This window comes from Sneathiella chungangensis, from assembly GCF_009882935.1.
Classification (GTDB): domain Bacteria; phylum Pseudomonadota; class Alphaproteobacteria; order Sneathiellales; family Sneathiellaceae; genus Sneathiella; species Sneathiella chungangensis.
In genome coordinates this window covers 846,315-865,425 of record NZ_WTVA01000015.1, presented here as the reverse complement: position 1 = coordinate 865,425, position 19,111 = coordinate 846,315, and the positions used below count along the sequence as shown (strand labels likewise).

Below are 19,111 nucleotides of genomic sequence, written 5' to 3'. Positions count from 1 at the left end.
GTAAAGGTCAGTGCAATCCGATATTTACGGGATTTTGCGTCATGACGCCAGCATCAAACAATCTTTAAATCCGCCGGGGCAGATGCGGGTGCCGCTTTCGCTCGAAATCCGGCCGGGTGGCAGCGCCGTGATCATGCGGGCGAGACCGGCGATAAAATCCGCCTGCACGCCGACCGTGCGGATGCGGTGATATTCCGGCACCCCGGCCTCGCGCGCCAGATGGGCATATTCGATATCAAGCTCGACCAGCGTTTCCGAATGCTCCGAGACGAAGGCGATGGGCACGACGATCAGGCTGATCGCTTCCGCACCCGCCCGCTCGATTTCCGTCTCCGTCGAGGGTTCCAGCCATTTCATCGGCCCGACCCGGCTCTGGTAGCAGACTTTCCAGTCCAGCTCCGGCACCGCCAGCCGATCGACGATCTTTTCCGCCATTCTCTCCACCTGCCACTGATAGGGATCGCCCGCATCGACGATTTTCTGCGGCAATCCATGGGCGGAGAACAGGACCCGGACCTTCTGCCCCGCCATTTCCGCGACTTTCGGCGCGATCAGCTCCGTGCAGGCGGAAATCAGGCCTTTCTCGAACGGATAACAGCAGAGCGACGCCGTCGGCGCGGCAAGTCCGGCGGCGTTTGCCGCGCGGGTCCATTCCTCCAGCGAGGAGGCGGTGGTTGTCGAGGAAAACTGCGGATAGAGCGGAAGCAGGATCACCTCCTCCGGGGTCCAGTCGGCGACCGCGCGCGCAACGTCATGGGCGAAGGGATGCCAGTAGCGCATGGAGACGAAAACCCGGTAGTCATCGCCCGCTTCCTGATCGAGCAGGTCCTGAAGCGCCGCCGCCTGCGCCTCGGTCTGCGGCAAAATCGGCGAGGCGCCGCCGATCTGCGCATAGATTTCCTGCGCGACGGGCGCACGGCGACGCGATATCATCTTCGCGACCAGCCAGCGGAGCGGTTTGGGCAGGCGGATAATCGCCGGATCGTAAAAAAGGTTGAACAGGAAGGGCTCGACCGCCGCCGGACCGTCGGGACCGCCGAGATTGAACAGGACTACGGCTTTTTTTGTCATCTCTCGTCCTCAGGCGCCGCGGATGATCTCGGCGAGGCGCGCCACATTTTCCGGCGGCGTCTGCGGCACGATGCCATGCCCGAGATTGAAGATAAACGGCTTCCTGCCGAGCGTCTCGATGATATCCCGCGCCCGTGCCTCCATCGCCTTGCCCCCTTCGACAAGCAGCAGCGGATCGAGATTGCCCTGAACGGGGACGAGGCTCTGCACCTCCTTCGCGGCCCAGCCGACCGGCGTTCCGGTGTCCAGGCTGACGGCGCTGACGCCGGTCTCCCTCACGAAGTCGATAATATTGCCCCCCACGCCCTTGGGAAAGCCAATGACGGGCAATTCGGGGTGCTGGCGACGCAGACCCTCAATGATGCGCCGTGTCGGCTCTATGACCCATTTGCGGAACTCGTCGTCGGGAAGCACCCCGGCCCAGGTATCGAAAATCTGGATCACCTCCGCCCCTGCGGCGACCTGGTGGAGCAGATAGTCCGTGGTCGCCTCGACAAGAAGATCGATAAGCGTCGAAAATCCCGCCGGATCGCTGTAGATCCAGTGCTTGCTGTGGAGATAGTCCTTCGATCCCCGCCCCTCGACCATATAGGTTGCCACCGTCCAGGGCGCGCCGGCGAAACCGATCAGCGTACAGTCCTTCGGGATCGACTGGCTCAGCCGGGCAACGGTCTCATAGACCGGGTCGAGGGTCTTCTGAATGGCGGAAACATCCAGTTTGCCAAGATCCGTCGCCGACCGGACGGGATCAAGCACCGGTCCCTCCCCTTCGCGATAGGCAAGCGGTTGACCGAGCGCATGGGGGATCAGCAGGATATCGGCGAACAGGATGGCCGCATCCATGCCATAGCGGCGCAGCGGCTGCAGGGTTACTTCCTCGGCCAGCTCCGGATTGTAGCAAAGATCGAGGAAATTTCCCGCCTTGGCGCGGGTGGCGCGATATTCGGGGAGATAGCGTCCCGCCTGACGCATCAGCCAGAAGGGCGGCCTTGATGGCACCTCTCCTGCCAGGCTTTTGAGCAGGGGTTTGGTTGTCGATACTCTCACGCGGGTTTCCTTCCCGAAAACTTATCCCTTTTAATATATATATTAATATAAAAGGTGGTGGTTGTAGTATGGCGCTGTGGGTTACGGGGATTAAACTTTATCCCCGCCCTTTATAGAAATTCTGGGGATAAAATCCAGCCTTTCGCCTCTCTGGTGATATCTACGTTAAAAACGGCGTTCCGGCTCATAAAAAAAAGCGGGGAAACCGGGGATAAGTGATTTTCGCACCCTTCTTGGGGAAAATATACCCGTTTTTCGGTGACGGGGACTGTCTTCTTCCACAGTCGGACAAGAGGCCTTCAAAAAAACCCGTATCGGGGAGAAAATTTTTGCGGTATTCCGAATAGCCGTGTTATCCCTGTTATTCCCATTATTCACAGGACGCCCAGCGAAACAGCATGACGGAATTTCATCTTCATCTGGTCTCGGATTCGACCGGCGAAACCCTCCAATCCATGACGAAGGCGGCGCTGGTCCAGTTTGAGGGCGCCTCCCCGATCGAGCATGTCTGGACGCTGACGCGCACCGTTCGCCAGCTTGACGATATCCTTGAATCCATTGTTAAAAAGCCGGGTCTTGTGCTCTATACGCTGGTCAACAAGGAAATGCGCGACATTCTCGAAATGGGCTGCCAGCGGGTCGGGGTTCCCTGCGTGTCGGTGCTCGATCCGGTGCTGACCGCGTTTTCGAACTTCCTCGGCCAGGAAATGCGCCGCCTGCCCGGCCGTCAGCATATGCTCGACAAGAACTATTTCGGCCGGATCGAGGCGCTCAATTTCACCATGGCCCATGACGACGGCCAGATGCCGGAGGATTTGTATGAAGCCGAGATCGTCCTTGTCGGCGTCTCGCGCACCTCGAAAACGCCAACCTCCTTCTATCTCGCCCATCGCGGATACAAGACGGCGAATGTGCCGATCGTGCCGAGTATCCCGCTGCCGCCCGCGCTGTTCCGGCTGTCGCGGAAAACCATGGTGGTCGGCCTGACGACCAGCCCGGACCGGTTGTCGGAAATCCGCAAGAACCGCCTGCTCAGCCTCAACCAGAAGGTCGATACCGACTATGTCGACCGCGAGCGCATCAAGGATGAGGTGATTTTCGCGCGCAAGCTCTGCACCAAGGAAGGCTGGCCGGTGATCGATGTCTCGCGCCGCTCGGTCGAGGAAACGGCGGCGCAGATCATCACGCTGCACAACCGCCGCCGCGAAGAGGCGAGATAGCAGGGATGCCGGAGGAGAAAGTGCTTGTTCTGGCCTCGCAAAGCCCCTCCCGCGCCCGGCTTCTGGCGCGTGCCGGGCTTGTCTTTGACATTCAGCCGGCCCGCGTCGATGAAGAGGAAGTGAAACATGCCATGCGGGGCGCTGGGGCGGCGGCCAGGGATACGGCGGTGGCGCTTGCCGAGCTGAAGGCGAGCCGGGTGTCGCGACTGCTGCCGTCCGCGTTCGTGATCGGCGCCGACCAGATCCTGGAATGCGGCGATCTCTGGTTCGACAAGCCCGCCGACATGGATCATGCCCGGGCGCATCTTCTCAGCCTGAAGGGCCGGACCCACCGGCTCGCCAATGCGGTCTCGGTTGCCAAGGGCGGGGCGGTTCTCTGGCGGTATGTGGACGAGGCGCGCCTGACCATGCGGAATTTCGACGAAGCCTTCCTCGATAATTATCTCGCGCTCGCGGGGGAGGATATTCTCACCTCTGTCGGGGCCTATCAGCTGGAAGGGCCCGGCGCCCATCTTTTCGCCCGGATCGAGGGGGATTTCTTCTCGATCCTCGGGCTACCGCTGCTGCCGCTGCTGGATTTCCTGCGCGGCCATAAAATCGGGATCGCCGCATGACGGAAACAATAAAAATCGCCGGTGTCATGGGCTGGCCGATCAGTCATTCCCTCTCGCCGCGCCTGCATGGCTACTGGATCCGGAAATACGGCCTCAAGGCCGATTACCGCGCCTGGCCGGTAAAACCGGAGGAACTGGCGGAAAAACTCGCCTCCCTGAGGGTGGATTGCGCGGCGGAGGGCGGCGTTTTCCGGGGCACCAATCTCACCATTCCGTTAAAGGAGGCGGCGCTCGGCCTTGTCGACAGCCTCGATCCCTCGGCGACGCGGATCGGCGCGGTCAATACGGTGGTCGTCGGCGAAGATGGCCGGCTTTCGGGACGGAATACGGATGCCATCGGCTTTACCGACAGCCTTGCGGAACATATGGATATTGCATCGCTTAAGGGCGGCACCGCGATCCTCCTCGGCGCAGGCGGCGCGGCGCGGGCCGTTGCCGTTGCGCTTTCTGATCTCGGCCTGGCGAAGATCGTGATCTGCAACCGCTCGCTGCCGCGGGCGGAAACCCTTGCCAGGCATGTTGGCGCCATGGCGTCCGCCGCCCCGTGGGAGGATCGCGAAACGCGCCTCGCCGATGCGGACCTGCTCGTCAATACCACCAGTCTCGGGATGACCGGGCAGCCGCCGCTCGACCTATCGCTTGATCGCCTAAAAAAATCCGCGATTGTCACCGATATCGTCTATGTCCCGCTTGAAACCGGCCTGCTTGAGGCGGCAAGATCACGGGGGAATGTCGCCATCGACGGCCTCGGCATGCTGCTGCATCAGGCGAAGGCGGGCTTCGCGGCCTGGTTCGGCGTGACGCCGGAGGTCGACGCGGAGTTGCGCCGTCATGTGCTGGATGGATTGAAAGGGAACTGAAAATGCTGCTTCTGGGGCTGACCGGCTCGATCGGGATGGGGAAATCAACGGTGGGCGAGATGTTCCGAAAGCTCGGCATCCCGGTCTATGACGCCGATGCCGAGATTCACAAGCTCTATGCCAGGGGCGGCGCGGGCGTCGAGCCGATCCGCGAGGCGTTTCCCGATGCTGTCGTCGACGATCAGGTGGATCGCCAGCGGCTCAGCAAGCTTGTCGTCGGCAATGAGGCGGAAATCCAGCGGCTCGAGCAGGTTATTCATCCGCTTCTCGCCGAGGGACGGGCCGAATTCTTTGAAAAAGCGCAGAAAGAAGGGCATAGTATCGTCGTGCTCGATATCCCGCTGATTTTCGAGACCGGCGGCGAGGACCGGGTGCATAAGATCGCGGTTGTCTCGGCCCCCGCCGATGTGCAGCGGGCGCGGGTCCTGGCCCGTCCGCAGATGACCGAGGAAAAGTTCGAGGCTATCCTCTCCCGCCAGGTGGACGATGTGGAAAAACGGAAAAGAGCGGATTTCGTGATCGATACCCACTGCACGCCGGAGGAAACCTTCGCGCAGGTGAAAAAACTGGTGGAGCAGCTGAAAAATGCGTGAAATCGTTCTGGACACGGAAACAACGGGGTTCGAGCCTGACGAGGGCCATCGCATCGTCGAGATCGGTTGTATCGAGCTGATCAACCATATCCCGAGCGGCGAGACCTTTCACCGCTATCTCAATCCGGAGCGCGACATGCCGGAGGCGGCCTTCAAGGTGCATGGCCTCAGCGAGGAATTCCTGCGCGGCCACAAGGTGATTGCCGAGGAAATCGACGCGTTTCTCGCCTTTATCGGTGAGGACAAGCTGGTGATCCATAACGCGCAGTTCGACATGAAGTTTCTCAACGCCGAGCTGGCGCGCCTCGGCCGGCCGGCCCTTCCCATGCAGCGCAGCATCGATACGGTGTCCATGGCGCGCCGCAAGTTTCCGGGGGCGCAGGCGAATCTCGATGCGCTCTGCCGCCGGTTCGGGATCGACAACTCGGCGCGGACCAAGCATGGCGCGCTGCTCGATGCGGAATTGCTGGCGGAGGTCTATCTCGAGCTGATCGGCGGGCGTCAGCGCGGCCTGTCGCTGGAGGATGACGGCGCCGACATGGCCTCCAGCATCGCCGCGGAAATCCGCCCCCCGCGCCCCCATAGCGCCAGCGACGCCGAACGCGCGGCGCATGCGGCCTTTCTCGATAAAATCACCGACCCGATGTGGCGGCAATTATCCGGCAAATCGGATCAGGCGTGACCGGCGGGCTGCTGCTGAGCCGCCATCTGGTGTTTGTGGTCCTGGTAAAGCCGTGTGAAATCAATGGGATCGAGCATCAGCGGTGAATAGCCGCCGTCGCGCGTCGCATCGGCCACCACCCGCCGGGCGAAGGGGAAAAGAAGTCGCGGGCATTCGATCATGCAGACCATTTCGAGGGTTTCCGGCGGAAAATCCCTGAGCTGGAAGAGCCCGCCATAGACCAGCTCGACCACGAAGGCCGTCTGATCCCCGTGGCTGGCCTTCACTTCGATACGAAGTTCGACCTCGTAGAAATCGCGCTCGCCGGACCGGGCCTGGATATTGACGGCAAGCTGCACTTCCGGCTGGCCCTTGTCGGGATCGAGGCTGGCCGGCGCATTCGGGTTTTCAAAGGAAATATCCTTAACATACTGGCGAACGATCGCGAGCGAGGGCTGTTTCTTGGCTGTCTGTCCTTCCGCGCCGGCGCCTTCGGCGCCTGCCTGTCCTTCATCTGACATCGACGGATATCTCCTTGACTGTAGCGGCCGTTTTTGGGGCCGGATTGGCGATTGCCGCATTGGCTAGCATGGATGACCGCGCCGGACAAGTCCGAAGCGGCTATTTTTCCTTTGACCAGGGGCTGTCCGGATTGGGCTTTCGCGTGGTTTCGATGGAAAGGGCGTCTTCATCGACCACCTCATAGTCGCCGTCGATGACGGTTCCCCGGGGCGATCCGCCCGGACGGCGAACGTTCGCCGCCACGAATGTCGAATGACGCGCCATATAGGCGGCCAGCATCCGCCGGAGCGGCGGAATCAGCAGCAGAAAGCCGATGGTATCGGTGACAAAGCCCGGAATGATCAGGAACAAACCGGCCAGCGCCAGGAAAATTCCCTCGAATATTTCATGGACGGGCGTTTCCTGCCGGTCCAGCGTCGCCCGCGCCCGCATGAGCACGCCAAGACCCTGAATACGGATCAGCGCCACGCCGATCAGCGCCGTCGCGATCGTGATGATCACGGTGTTCAGCGCGCCGATTTCTCCGCCGACCTTGACGAAGACGAGAATTTCTATCAGCGGAATTCCGATGAGGGCCGCCAAAAACAATAGAGCCAAGCTTGTTTATCCCACGCAAAGTTTCTATGTAACTAACAGGTCCGGCAGAGGTGGGCGCGGGACAAGGCACTGGACCTTGGACATGGAACCCTTTAACCTCTTGTACAGACCTATCCTTTACATAAGGGCTGTGGGAAATTTTACCAAACCCAAATTGAAGATATCATCATGGACAACGGTTTTCAGTTCCTGGACATTATTTTGCTCGCCGCAGTTGCCGGGTTTATCTTCCTGCGCCTGCGCAGCGTGCTCGGGCGACGCATGGGACATGAACAGCCCCCGCGCGAAGAAAAGCCGCGCCGCCCGGTAGAAGGACATAAAGGCGATTTCGAGGACGCGCCGGTCGAGGATAATGTCGTCCTGCTCGGCGACAAGGGCCGTGCCACCGAGCCCAGCCCCTTCGCCGGCATGCCGCTGATGCGCACCCTCAATAATATCCGCCAGATCGACAAGAGCTTCGATCAGAAGGTATTCGTCGAGGGCGCCCAGGCGGCCTATGAGGCGATTGTCATCGCCTTCGCCAAGGGGGACCGGGAAACGCTGAAAATGCTGCTTTCCGACACGGTATTCGACAATTTCGAAAATTCCATCAAGGAGCGCGAGGATCGCAACGAAACGATGTCGACGGATATCGTCGCCATTCATTCCGCCGAGATCATCGACGCGACGCTTGAGGGCAAGGAAGCCGAGATCACCGTGCAGTTCGAGGCGGAGATGATCTCCATGACCAAGGACGAGGACGGCGTTGTCGTCGCCGGCGATCCGCAGCCGCATACGGTGAAGGAGCTCTGGACCTTCGCCCGCAACCTGAGATCCCGCAACCCGAACTGGCTATTGATTACCACCCGTCGCGCAAACTAGGAACCGGGCCCATAGATGCTGCTGCGTCCGCTCTTTTCCGTGAACAGAAGAACCGGCGCCGGCCTTGTTCTGATTGCGGTGCTTCTGGTCGGTATCGCGATCTGGTATTTCCAGATCAAGCCGCCGGCGGAAGACAAGCTCTTTCTTGAAAAAACGGCATTTTCCGACCTTCCCGGATGGGAGAAGGAGGATTTTGCCGGATTCTACCCGGCCCTGCTGAAATCCTGCGCGAAAATCGCCAGCCTGCCGGAAACGCGGGAAATGGGCGGCGATGGCATGGCGGGCACCGCCGCCGACTGGCAGCCGCTCTGCGCCGAGGCGCTGGCCCTGCCGCCGGAACCGGCCCTCCTCCGGGGGTTTTTCGAAAAGAACTTCACACCCTTCCAGATCACCAATAACGGCGAGGCGACCGGGCTGTTCACCGGCTATTACGAGGCGAGCCTGAAGGGCAGCCGCGAGAAGAAGCCGCCCTATCTCACCCCCCTCTATGTGCGCCCGCCCGAGCTGGTCATGGTCGATCTCGGCCGTTTTCGCGACGAGTTGAAGGGCCAGCGCATCGCCGGGCAGGTGGTGGCGGGGGATCTTGTCCCCTATCCCGATCGCAGCGGCATCGAGAAGGGCGCGCTTGAAAACCGCGATCTGGAACTCGTCTGGGTCGACAGCGACATCGACGCCTTTTTCCTGCATATCCAGGGTTCCGGCGTAATCGAGATGGACGACGGCAGCGAGCTCCGGGTCGGCTATGCGGCGCAGAACGGCCATCCCTATTTCGCCATCGGCCGCGACCTGATCGAGAACGGCCATGTCGCGAAGGAGGAGATGTCGATGCAGGCGATCCGCCGCTGGCTTGAGGAAAATCCCGGCGCGGCGACGGAGCTGATGCAGAAAAACGCCTCCTACGTCTTTTTCCGGGAACTGGGAACCGGCGACGGGCCGATCGGCGCGCAAGGGGTGGAACTGACGCCCGAACGCAGCCTCGCCATTGACCGCAAATGGTTGCCGCTCGGCGTGCCGCTCTGGCTGGCGACGGAAGTCGCGCCGGCGACCAGCGCCAGCGAGGTTGATAAATTCGAACGATTGATGATGGCGCAGGATACCGGCGGCGCGATCCGCGGGCCCGTGCGCGGCGATGTTTTTTGGGGCCATGGCGATTACGCCTATGACATGTCCGGCGGCATGAAAAGCGACGGCGAACTCTGGATCCTGCTGCCCAACGCACTTGCCGCGCGGCAGGCGGAAATGAACTAAGACAATGGACTTTCTCACCGATTACCATATTTGGGGCAGTTTTCTGTCGCTGACGGCGCTCGAGATCGTTCTCGGCATCGACAACATCGTTTTCATCGCCCTGCTGGTCAATCATCTGCCGGCCGAAAAACGCCAGAAGGCGCGGATCATCGGCCTCTCGCTCGCGCTGTTCATGCGGATCGGCCTGCTGTTCAGCGCCCTCTGGCTGATCGGGCTGAAGGAACCCTGGCTTGAGTTTTTCGATTTTTCCCTCTCGGGCAAGGATATGCTGATGCTGGGCGGCGGCCTGTTCCTGATCGCCAAGGGCACCACCAGCATCCGCGAGGAAATCACCGGCGAGCAGAAAGAGGGGTATCATGGCTATGTGGGCGGTTTCGCCGTGACGATCCTGCAGGTGATCTTCATCGATTTCATCTTTTCCTTCGATTCCATCATCACGGCGGTCGGCCTGACGAACAATATCTGGGTGATCATTGCCGCCATGGTCGTCGCCATGGTCGTCATGATGGTCTCGTCCAAGTTCGTTGCCGACTTCATCGCCGCCCATGCGACGCTCAAGATGCTCGCGCTGGCCTTCATCATGATGATCGGGGTCTTCCTGGTGGCCGAGGGTCTCGGCTTTCATGTGCCGCGCGGCTATATCTATTTCGGCATGGCCTTCTCGCTCGGCGTGGAAATCCTGAATATGAAGGTCCGGAAAAAGTAACCGCAAGATTGCTGGCGAAACGCGAAGCCAGGCGGTATAGTTCCCGGGATTAAAGGGAGAGTAATATGTCCGCGTCGAGTGAGAAGAAAAATGTCGCGCTGTTCGTCACCTGCCTCGTCGATCTGAACCGCCCCTCGGTCGGGTTTGCTGCCGTGAAATTGCTGGAGGCTGCCGGCTGCACCATCGTGGTGCCGGAGGTGCAGACCTGCTGCGGCCAGATCGCCTATAATTCCGGGGATAAGGAAAGCGCGAAAGCCATCGCAAAGGCGGTTATCCGCGCCTTTGACGGCTTCGACTATGTGGTTGCGCCGTCGGGCTCCTGCGCCGGGATGATCCGCCATCATTACAGGGAGCTGTTCGAGGGAGATGACACCATGATGGTGGCGGTCGAGGAGCTTTCGACCCGCACGTACGAGCTGACCTCCTTCCTCCATGACATCTGCGGCTATCAGCCGGAGGGCGTCCGTCTCGACACCAGCCTCACCTATCATGACAGCTGCAGCTCCTTGCGCGAAATGAAGGTGCGGGATCAGCCGCGCGCGCTTCTGGGCGGCATCGACGGACTGGAAATCAAGGAGGCGGAGGATCGCGAGGCCTGCTGCGGCTTCGGCGGGACCTTTTGCCTGAAATATTCCGAAATCTCCGAATCCATGGTCGATACCAAGATCGAGAACCTGCTGGCGAGCGGGGCGGACACCTTGGCCGCCGGGGATCTCGGCTGCCTGATGAATATCGCCGGGCGCCTGAAACGCCGGGGCGCCGATATGAAAGTGCTGCATGTCGCGGAAATCCTTGCCGGGATGGGCGACAAGCCGGGCCTTGGGGAGGGGGATAACTGATGCAGGTCACCAGTCGCCGCTTCAAGGAGGGCGCCCATGACGCGCTCCATGACAAGAATATCCAGCAGGCCTTCTCCAAGGTAAAGAGCGGTTTCCCCGTCGCCCGCGCAAAATCCGCCAGCGAGTTGCCGGAATTCGAGGAACTGCGCGATTCCGCGCGCGACCTCAAGAACCATATCCTGGAAAATCTCGACTATTATCTCGAATATTTCGAGGAACAGGTACAGCTTCAGGGCGGGCGCGTGCATTGGTGCAGCTCCTACGCGGAAGCGCGGGAGGTGGTGCTGCATATCTGCCGCGAGGCCAAGGCGAAGACGGTGACCAAGGGCAAATCCATGATCACCGAGGAAATGGCGCTCAATGATTACCTGTCGGAGCATGGGATCGAGCCGATCGAGACGGACCTTGGCGAATATATCATCCAGCTCGCCCATGAATATCCGAGCCATATCATCGCGCCGGCGCTGCATAAAACCAAAGACCAGGTGACCGAGCTGTTCCATGAAAATCACGGGAAATATGGCTTTAACGAACGGCTGACCGATCCGCAGGCGCTGGTGAACGAGGCGCGGAGTGTCCTCCGTGATAAATATGTCGCCGCCGATGTCGGGATTACCGGCGCGAATTTCCTGATCGCCGAGACCGGATCGACAGTCATCGTCACCAATGAGGGCAATGGCGACCTCACTCAATCTTTACCGAAAACCCATATCGCCGTCTCCAGCATCGAGAAGGTGGTGCCGACCCTGGAGGATGCGAGCCTGTTCCTCCGTCTACTCGCCCGCTCCGCGACGGGTCAGGAAATGTCCGTCTATACCACCTTTTCCACCGGCCCCAAGCGGATGGAAGATATTGACGGGCCAGCGAATTTCCATGTGGTGCTGGTCGACAGCGGGCGCAGCGATCTTCTGGGAAGCGATAAACAGGACCTGCTGCGCTGCCTCAAATGCGGGGCCTGCATGAACCATTGCCCGGTCTATCAGGCCGTCGGCGGCCATAGCTACGGCTGGGTCTATCCCGGGCCCATCGGCGCGGCGCTCAATCCGCATATGGTGGGGCTGGAGGAGGCGCGGCATTTGCCCAACGCCTCCACTTTCTGCGGCCGTTGCGAGGAGGTTTGTCCTGTGCGCATTCCGCTGCCCAAGATCATGCGGCACTGGCGCGAACAGGCGTTCGAGACCCAGGTCACCCCGAAACCCGAACGCTGGGGCATCGGCATCTGGGCATTTTTCGCCAAAAGACCCAAGCTTTACCGCCTGATGACCCGCGTGAGCGCCCGCGCGCTGAAACTGATGGCCGGGAAGAAGGGCGTGATCCATAAACTCCCCCTGATGAAGGGCTGGAGCTCGGTCCGGGATTTCCCGGCGCCGGAGGGGGCAACCTTCATGGAGCAATGGAAAAAGCAGCAGCGGGAGGGAAAATAATGCCGTCCCGCGACAAGATCTTCTCCCGTATCCGCCATAATCTCGGCCGCGGCCCCCTCAAGGAAGAGGCGGCGAACGCCCTGAAGACCCGGATCGAGGGGCACGCGCCCCATACCATCCCCAAGCGCACCGATATTCCCCATAAGGAACAGGTCGACCTGTTCGAGGCGAAGGCGACGGCGTTGGCCGCGACGGTCGCGCGCCTAAACGCGCTGGAGGATGTGCCCGAAGCACTCCGTGATTATCTCGCCGCGCATAATCTTTCCACCAAGGTCAAGATGGCCCCCGATAAAATCTTCGATGACCTGCCGTTCGACAAAACCCCGATGCTGGAAATCACCCGCGGCGCCGCGGCGCCGAGCGATGAAGTGAGCCTCACCCCCGCCTTTGCCGGCATCGCCGAGACGGGCACGCTCTGTATGGCCTCAGGCCCGGACCGACCCTCGACGCTCAATTTCCTCCCGGAAAATCATGTGGTGGTGATCAGGGCGAGCGAGATTACCGGAACTCTGGAGGACAGCTGGGCGCGGCTTCGCGAGAAATTCGGCGCGGGCAACCTGCCGCGCACCGTCAATTTCATCTCCGGCCCGTCGCGCACGGCGGATATCGAGCAGACGCTGATCATGGGCGCCCATGGGCCGCGCCGGTTGCATATCCTCATTGTTGACGATGACGGCTAGGAAGAACCGTCCGACAGGCCTGTCGGCGGCCGACCGCGATCTCTGGGATCATGTGGCGCGCAATATCGAACCGCTCAAAAGCGACCGCTACAGCGGCAAGGAAAAGGCCACCAGCATGGTGCCACAAAAAGCCGCCAAAGCCGAAAATGCCACCAACATGGTGGTAAAAGAGCCGCCGCCGGGCACCGCCACCCCCCGCCGCCTCAGCGCGGAGGAGATGGCGCGGGCCATGTCCGAATGGCCGAACGCGAAACCCTCCCGCCAGCCTGCAACGATCGAACCCTCGCTCCGCCAGAACGTGCCGGGGCTCGATAAACGCAGTGCCGAGCGCCTGCGCAAGGGCAAGATGGAAATCGACGGCCGTCTCGATCTGCATGGCCTGACGCGGGCCGAGGCGCATCGCCGCCTCCGGAGTTTCATCACCGCCGCGCAAATCCAGGGCAAGCGCTGCGTACTTGTCATCACCGGCAAGGGCTCGTCGAAGCAAAAGACCGACGATGCCCCCTTCATGGCGCCGGAGAAAACCGGAATCCTGCGCGAGGCGGTGCCGAAATGGCTGATGGCGGCGGATTTAAAGAATCTTGTCATTGACATCCGCCACGCACAGCCGAAACATGGGGGCAGCGGCGCGCTCTATGTCCTGCTCCGGCGCAGCCGAAACTAAGGATGAGGACCGGATCATGACCCCCTTTGGCCTTCGGGTGCGCGCCCTTCGCAAAAGCCGCGGGATAACCTTGAAGCAAATGGCCGCCGATCTCGACATCAGCTCGGCCTATCTCTCGGCGCTCGAGCATGGCCATCGCGGCCGCCCGTCCTGGTCGCTGGTCGCGCAGATCTGCGATTATTTCAACATCATCTGGGACGACGCGGAGGAATTGCAGCGTCTCGCCTCCCTCTCGCATCCGAAAGTCACCCTCGATACCAGCGGCCTCAGCCCGACGGCGACGGAATTCGCCAATCTGCTCGCGGCGGAAATCCGCGCCCTGCCCGAGCCGCGCCTGCGCGAAATGCTGGCCTATCTCAAGGCCAACAAGGCCGGGCGATGAGCGAGAGCCGCGCCGACAAGGGCGTCCGGCTGGCCCGCGGGGTGCAGAAACTGCTATACGACATGGGCTACGACAGCCTGACCGAGGTCAAGCTCCGTATCCGCCGCCGGGTCGATGTGATGGGCATCAATGACAAGGGGCGGATCATCGTGGTCGAGGTGAAATCCGGTCCCGCCGACTACCGCGTCGATGAGAAATGGAGCGACTATCTCGAATTCTGCGATGAATTCTACTTCGCCGTCGATGCGGACTTCCCGACGGCGCTGCTGCCCGACAGCCATGGGCTGATCATCGCCGACGCGTTCGGCGGCGCGATCCTGCGCCCGTCCGCCGATTTCACCCTCAATGCCGCGCGGCGGCGCAATGTGACGCTCCGTTTCGCGCGGATCGCCGCCCGCCGGCTTCTGGAAGCCGAAAATCCGATAAAGGAGAAATTCAATGTGTTCTAGCGCCCCCGACGGCTCCGCCACCCCCACCGTCTTTATCGATAATCCCCGGACTCGTGTCACGGAATGGAAGTTTGCCAAGCGCGGCGACGCCACCGGATGGCATGTTCATGAATATGATTATGTGGTCGTCCCGCTGTTCGACGGATTTCTCGATATCGAGCTGCCGAACGGCGAGAATATACGCGCCGAGCTCAAGACCGGCGTCCCCTATTTCCGCGAAACCGGCGTCGAGCATAACGTGAAAAACGGCAACGACTTCGACTGCGCCTTTATCGAGATCGAGTTTCTAACGCCCCAGCCGAAGGGGTTTTAGGGGGTTTGCTTTCAAAGCTAACAAATTTAATCGCTAAAGGAGAATTCAAAACGCACAATTTCTTGTAATAACTTTGATTGCTGCTATTCTAATTAGCGTTGGAGGCATACGATCACATGAAGATATCCAAGATAGAGATTCATAACTTTCGGTCAATAATTGATGCCGTTTTTCATCTGAACGATTATAACATATTAGTAGGGCCCAACAATGCAGGGAAAAGTGCATTTATAAATGCCATTAGAGCAGTTTATGAAGATTATAAATTCGTAGCTGATGATTTTCCTAAAACTGGCGCGCGCGACAAAGAATCTTGGGTTGAAATTACTTATAAATTACAAGAAGAAGAATGGGCTGGATTGGCGGATAAATATAAAATCCGTGGCCTAGATTATACACTAAAAATTCGACGATATTTTAAGTCGAGCACAAAAGATCAAGTTAAATCTAATCAAACCAACATATATGGCTACACGGAAAAGGGACTAGATACAGAATTGTTCTACGGAGCAAAAAATATCAGTGCTGCTAAGATCGGTGAAGTCATTTACGTACCGGCTCTCACCACCATTTCAGAACAAACGAAGATGTCCGGTCCATCTCCTCTTCGAAACATGCTGAACTTTCTACTAAAAAAGATGGTGGAAAAAAGCGACGCATATAAGGGTGTAACGGAAGCTTTTGAAAAATTTAATCAGGAAGCAAAAGCAAAAAGTGGATTCTTAAATGAGGTCGCTTCTCCTATTAATTCCGCGTTGTCAGACTGGCAAATACAAATCGATTTATCTGTAGATAATGTTAAACCGGAAGATATTACAAAGTCACTTATTAGCTATGAATTTGTGGACTTAGTTCTTCAAGAAAGCGGCAATGGGTTTGAATTAGAGCGTTATGGTCATGGGTTTCAGCGGTCAGTAATTTACGAGCTGATCAGGCTTGCTCCTACTTTTAAAGATGTAAAATCAAGAGAGAGAAAAGATTTTAATCCTGATTTTACGCTAATACTTTTTGAAGAACCTGAAGCATTTCTACACCCAAGCCAACAAGAAAATATGGCAATTAATCTTCGGAAGCTTGGAGCAGTGCAGGGACAACAAATAATTATTACAACCCATTCCCCAACGTTTGTTGGCAAGGCTGCCGAAGATATTGGTCAAATCGGAAAAATGCAACGAACCGATGGAATCACAAAATTGTTCCAGCCTAGTCAAGGCGATATTCAAGATTTGTTTGAACAAGGGGGAAATCTTTTAGCTGCGCTGCGTAGTTATATCGACGATCCAAATATAGAAGAAGACGCTAAAAGGGAAGCGCGGCGTTTAGTTGCAAATCCACCACAAGAGGAAATAGCGTTACAAGAAGAAAAATTTCGATATCAGCTTTGGTTGGATGGCGAAAGATCTTCCATGTTTTTTGCTGATCGGGTATTGCTTGTAGAAGGAGCAACGGAAAGAGCGCTGTTCAACTACCTTCTCGCTGACGATTGGCATGACCTTACCAGAAATAGAATTTACGTGGTTGATGTCTTAGGTAAATTTAATTTTCACAGATATATGGGGTTACTAACAGCGTTTGGCATTTCTCACGGCGTTCTTTTGGATGACGACGACGATCGTGGACATCACTATGCAATAAACCGACTGGTTTCTAATTCAAAAACCAAACTTACATTGTCTGAACCTGTGAAATTCTCTCCAAATCTAGAAGGATTTTTGGGGTTGGATATTCCTGGACGAAACGACATGAAACCAATTGAGATTTTAAAGGCTATCACAGGTAATCAAATATCAGAAGAGAAGCAGGCAGAACTAAAGCAAAAATTTAAAGAAGCTTTGGCAATTACTGATTAATTTTTCCACTCCAAAAAGTAAAGATTTTAAAACCTCACCGATACGGGTCATCTTTCGCGAGGTAGTTGGTGACGTAGTCGCGGATGCCGTCCTCCAGGCTGTGGAAGTTGCCGCCGAAGCCTTGGCTTCGGAGTTTCTGCATGTTGGCTTCGGTAAAGTATTGATATTTATCGCGGATCTCGATCGGGGTGTCGATGAATTCGATCTTTTCCGGCTTGCCCGCGGCGGTGAACACGGCGGCGGCGAGGTCCCGAAAACTGCGCGCCTTGCCGGTGCCGAGGTTGAAAAGGCCGGATACCTTGCCGTTATCCAGGAGCCAGAGCACCACATCGACGCAATCCTTCACATAGACGAAATCGCGGAGCTGGCCGCCGTCCTTATAATCCGGGTGGTGGGATTTGAAGAGGGTCACGGCCTCCCCCTTTGCGACCTTCGGATAGCATTGGGCGATCACGCTTTTCATGCTGCCCTTGTGATATTCATTCGGGCCGTAGACGTTGAAAAACTTGAGCCCCGCCCATTGCGGCGGCGTCGTGGCGCCCCGGGAAATCTCCCGCGCGACGAACTTGTCGAAGGCATGCTTGCTCCAACCATAGAGGTTGAGCGGCTGCAGCTTTTCCAGCGCCGCCTCGCTCATCTCATCGTCGAACCCCGCCGCCCCGTCGCCATAGGTCGCGGCGGAGGAGGCATAGATAAAGGGGATTTTGTTGTCGGTCGCGAAGCGCCAGAGCATTTTCGTCGGGCGGAAGTTGCGCTTGAGGATGAGATCGCCGTCCGTCTCCGTCGTCGCGGAGATCGCGCCCATATGGATGATCGCCTGCAGGCGGCTGTCGTTTCTATGCAGCCAGCCTTCCAGCTCGTCCGGGTCGATAAAGTCCGAAATCGTTGATTTGGCGACGTTTTTCCACTTCTCGCCCTGCTCCAGCCAGTCGCAGACAACAATCTTTTCCCCGCGTTCGGAGAGCGCCGCGACAATATTGGAGCCGATAAAGCCCGCGCCGCCGGTGACCAGGATCAGATTTCCCATTTCTACGCCTCTTTCTTGGTGGCGAGCAGCCGTTGGATAGTGCCGGTGGTGCTGAAGCCGTCCTTCAAGGTCGCCAGATGCACCCGCCCGCCATAGGCCTCGACAATATCGGCGCCGACGACGGTCTCGCGCGTGTAATCGGCGCCCTTCACCAGCACATCGGGGCGGATCGTCTCAATCAGGCGGATCGGCGTATCCTCCGCGAAGGGCACGACAAGATCCACATCCGAGAGGCTGGCGAGCACGATGGCGCGCGAATTCTCGTTGGTGACCGGTCGTCCCTCGCCCTTGAGCCGGCGGATGCTGTCATCGGTGTTGAGCCCGACGATCAGCCGGTCGCATTCGGCGCGCGCCTGCCGCATGAGGGAGATATGCCCCGGATGCACCAGATCGAAACAGCCGTTGGTAAAGCCTACTTTAAGCCCGCGCGAACGCCAGTTGGAGACCCTTTCCAGCGCCCGGTCGAGGCCGAGGATCTTGGCATCGAGGTCGCTGATCTCGAGACTGTGGAGCGACTGGCGGATTTCCGCCTTGGTGACCGCCGCCGTGCCGGATTTGGAGACCGCGATACCGCCCGCGAGATTGGCAATCCGCGCCGCATCGGCAAGCCCCGCGCCCGAGGCAATGGCAAGCGAGAGCGCCGCAACGACGCTGTCACCGGCGCCGGAAACATCGAACACCTCCTGCGCCTCGGCGGCGATATGATGGGCGGCGTCCTTGGTGATCAGGCTCATGCCCGCCTCCGACCGGGTGACGAGAATGGCGGAAACGCCCGCCTTTGCCAGGATCGAGCGGGCCGCCTGCTCAACCTCGTAATTGGTGCCGCAGGGCAGGCCGCTCGCCGCGATCATTTCCTTGCGGTTCGGCGTCAGCAGGGTGACGCCCGCGTAACGGCTGAAATCCGCCGATTTCGGATCGGCGATGACCGGAATATTCTTCTCCCGCGCCGTCGCGATGACCTGTTTCAGGACGGTATCGGAGAGCACCCCCTTCGCGTAGTCGGAGAGGACGATGATATCGGCGGATTTCACCACCTCCTGAAAGGCTTTCAGCAGGCTGCCCGCGGTTTTCGGCTGCAGCTGATGGGTCGCTTCATGATCGCTCCGGAGCAGTTGCTGGCCATCGGCGATGAACCGGGTCTTCACCGTGGTCGGTCGACCGACCGATTTCACCAGATGTGGCGTCATGGCGCCCTGGCTTCCGAAGATATGCTCGATTTCCCGCCCTTCCGCATCCTCGCCGACGACGGAGATCAGCCGCGCCTTGCCGCCGAGGGAGGCGATATTGCGCACCACATTGCCGGCGCCGCCCAGCATCTGCGACTGATGGGTCACGCTCAAGATCGGGATCGGCGCCTCGGGCGAGATGCGCCGGGCGCTACCATAGACGAAGCGGTCCAGCATCACGTCGCCGATCACCAGCACCTCGACCGACGCGGCGTCATCCATGATTTTGAGAAGGGAATTGCGGTTTTCCATGAGCT

The 19,111-nt window shown here is 58.8% G+C and carries 22 protein-coding genes; 16 read left to right on the top strand and 6 right to left on the bottom strand.

Annotation, left to right across the window (positions count from 1 at the left end; genetic code table 11):
* Window positions 1-39: 39 nt before the first annotated feature.
* Both hemH and hemE read right to left on the bottom strand, forming a co-directional pair.
* Entirely contained in the window at window positions 40-1,071 is a 1,032-nt protein-coding gene (hemH, locus tag GQF03_RS17155; protein ID WP_161340524.1) for a ferrochelatase, read from the bottom strand.
* 9 nt (window positions 1,072-1,080) lie between these two features.
* The gene (gene hemE, locus GQF03_RS17150) at window positions 1,081-2,118 is read right to left on the bottom strand and encodes a uroporphyrinogen decarboxylase (RefSeq protein WP_206375893.1); all 1,038 of its coding nucleotides are present in this window, start codon (window positions 2,116-2,118) and stop codon (window positions 1,081-1,083) included.
* Window positions 2,119-2,516: 398 nt separating this feature from the next.
* On the opposite strand from hemE, the gene GQF03_RS17145 reads away from it, so the two are divergent.
* The 5 genes from GQF03_RS17145 to dnaQ are packed head-to-tail and all read left to right on the top strand — an operon-like array spanning window position 2,517 to window position 6,087.
* Window positions 2,517-3,338 (top strand): pyruvate, water dikinase regulatory protein, encoded by an 822-nt coding sequence (locus tag GQF03_RS17145; protein WP_161340523.1) that lies wholly within the window; start codon window positions 2,517-2,519, stop codon window positions 3,336-3,338.
* 5 nt (window positions 3,339-3,343) lie between these two features.
* A complete protein-coding gene (locus GQF03_RS17140; protein ID WP_161340522.1) occupies window positions 3,344-3,952 on the top strand; it encodes a Maf family protein in 609 nt (202 codons plus the stop codon).
* A complete protein-coding gene (locus GQF03_RS17135; protein WP_161340521.1) occupies window positions 3,949-4,812 on the top strand; it encodes a shikimate dehydrogenase in 864 nt (287 codons plus the stop codon). The genes GQF03_RS17140 and GQF03_RS17135 overlap by 4 nt, the downstream gene beginning before the upstream one ends.
* 2 nt (window positions 4,813-4,814) lie before the next feature.
* Window positions 4,815-5,405: a dephospho-CoA kinase gene (gene coaE, locus GQF03_RS17130; RefSeq protein WP_161340520.1), complete on the top strand. Its 591-nt coding sequence runs from the start codon at window positions 4,815-4,817 to the stop codon at window positions 5,403-5,405.
* A complete protein-coding gene (gene dnaQ / locus GQF03_RS17125) occupies window positions 5,398-6,087 on the top strand; it encodes a DNA polymerase III subunit epsilon (protein WP_161340519.1) in 690 nt (229 codons plus the stop codon). The genes coaE and dnaQ overlap by 8 nt, the downstream gene beginning before the upstream one ends.
* Here the strand turns inward: dnaQ and secB are convergent.
* Together secB and GQF03_RS17115 are read right to left on the bottom strand one after the other, a co-directional pair.
* A complete protein-coding gene (secB, locus tag GQF03_RS17120; RefSeq protein WP_161340518.1) occupies window positions 6,078-6,587 on the bottom strand; it encodes a protein-export chaperone SecB in 510 nt (169 codons plus the stop codon). The two genes, dnaQ and secB, sit on opposite strands and share 10 nt — an antisense overlap.
* Window positions 6,588-6,687: 100 nt before the next feature.
* Window positions 6,688-7,185 carry an FxsA family protein gene (locus GQF03_RS17115; RefSeq protein ID WP_161340517.1) on the bottom strand — a complete coding sequence of 166 codons (498 nt, stop codon included), beginning with the start codon at window positions 7,183-7,185 and terminating at the stop codon, window positions 6,688-6,690.
* Window positions 7,186-7,353: 168 nt separating this feature from the next.
* Here GQF03_RS17115 and GQF03_RS17110 point away from each other — a divergent pair, with 168 nt between their 5' ends.
* From GQF03_RS17110 to GQF03_RS17060, 11 genes are all read left to right on the top strand, one after another.
* The gene (locus GQF03_RS17110) at window positions 7,354-8,046 is read left to right on the top strand and encodes a Tim44/TimA family putative adaptor protein (protein WP_206375894.1); all 693 of its coding nucleotides are present in this window, start codon (window positions 7,354-7,356) and stop codon (window positions 8,044-8,046) included.
* A 15-nt stretch (window positions 8,047-8,061) separates the two neighbouring features.
* Complete coding sequence (mltA, locus tag GQF03_RS17105; RefSeq protein ID WP_161340516.1) at window positions 8,062-9,294, top strand: murein transglycosylase A; 1,233 nt, start codon at window positions 8,062-8,064, stop codon at window positions 9,292-9,294.
* A 4-nt stretch (window positions 9,295-9,298) separates the two neighbouring features.
* Complete coding sequence (locus GQF03_RS17100; protein ID WP_161340515.1) at window positions 9,299-10,000, top strand: TerC family protein; 702 nt, start codon at window positions 9,299-9,301, stop codon at window positions 9,998-10,000.
* Window positions 10,001-10,065: 65 nt separating this feature from the next.
* The gene (locus tag GQF03_RS17095) at window positions 10,066-10,839 is read left to right on the top strand and encodes a (Fe-S)-binding protein (RefSeq protein WP_161340514.1); all 774 of its coding nucleotides are present in this window, start codon (window positions 10,066-10,068) and stop codon (window positions 10,837-10,839) included.
* Complete coding sequence (locus GQF03_RS17090; protein ID WP_161340513.1) at window positions 10,839-12,263, top strand: LutB/LldF family L-lactate oxidation iron-sulfur protein; 1,425 nt, start codon at window positions 10,839-10,841, stop codon at window positions 12,261-12,263. Before GQF03_RS17095 ends, GQF03_RS17090 begins: the two co-directional genes overlap by 1 nt.
* Window positions 12,263-12,943 carry a LutC/YkgG family protein gene (locus tag GQF03_RS17085; protein ID WP_162858496.1) on the top strand — a complete coding sequence of 227 codons (681 nt, stop codon included), beginning with the start codon at window positions 12,263-12,265 and terminating at the stop codon, window positions 12,941-12,943. Before GQF03_RS17090 ends, GQF03_RS17085 begins: the two co-directional genes overlap by 1 nt.
* Window positions 12,933-13,607, top strand: coding sequence for a Smr/MutS family protein (locus GQF03_RS17080; protein WP_161340512.1), 675 nt, complete (start codon window positions 12,933-12,935; stop codon window positions 13,605-13,607). The genes GQF03_RS17085 and GQF03_RS17080 overlap by 11 nt, the downstream gene beginning before the upstream one ends.
* Window positions 13,608-13,623: 16 nt before the next feature.
* On the top strand, window positions 13,624-13,989 hold the full coding sequence (locus GQF03_RS17075) for a helix-turn-helix domain-containing protein (RefSeq protein ID WP_161340511.1): 366 nt from the start codon (window positions 13,624-13,626) through the stop codon (window positions 13,987-13,989).
* On the top strand, window positions 13,986-14,438 hold the full coding sequence (locus tag GQF03_RS17070; protein WP_161340510.1) for an MmcB family DNA repair protein: 453 nt from the start codon (window positions 13,986-13,988) through the stop codon (window positions 14,436-14,438). The genes GQF03_RS17075 and GQF03_RS17070 overlap by 4 nt, the downstream gene beginning before the upstream one ends.
* Window positions 14,428-14,751: a cupin domain-containing protein gene (locus GQF03_RS17065; protein WP_161340509.1), complete on the top strand. Its 324-nt coding sequence runs from the start codon at window positions 14,428-14,430 to the stop codon at window positions 14,749-14,751. The genes GQF03_RS17070 and GQF03_RS17065 overlap by 11 nt, the downstream gene beginning before the upstream one ends.
* A gap of 116 nt (window positions 14,752-14,867) precedes the next feature.
* Window positions 14,868-16,601 carry an ATP-dependent nuclease gene (locus tag GQF03_RS17060; RefSeq protein WP_161340508.1) on the top strand — a complete coding sequence of 578 codons (1,734 nt, stop codon included), beginning with the start codon at window positions 14,868-14,870 and terminating at the stop codon, window positions 16,599-16,601.
* A gap of 34 nt (window positions 16,602-16,635) precedes the next feature.
* Here the strand turns inward: GQF03_RS17060 and rfaD are convergent, their stop codons facing one another.
* Together rfaD and rfaE1 are read right to left on the bottom strand one after the other, a co-directional pair.
* Complete coding sequence (rfaD, locus tag GQF03_RS17055) at window positions 16,636-17,628, bottom strand: ADP-glyceromanno-heptose 6-epimerase (protein WP_161340507.1); 993 nt, start codon at window positions 17,626-17,628, stop codon at window positions 16,636-16,638.
* 2 nt (window positions 17,629-17,630) lie between these two features.
* On the bottom strand, window positions 17,631-19,106 hold the full coding sequence (gene rfaE1, locus GQF03_RS17050) for a D-glycero-beta-D-manno-heptose-7-phosphate kinase (protein ID WP_161340506.1): 1,476 nt from the start codon (window positions 19,104-19,106) through the stop codon (window positions 17,631-17,633).
* Window positions 19,107-19,111: the final 5 nt, after the last annotated feature.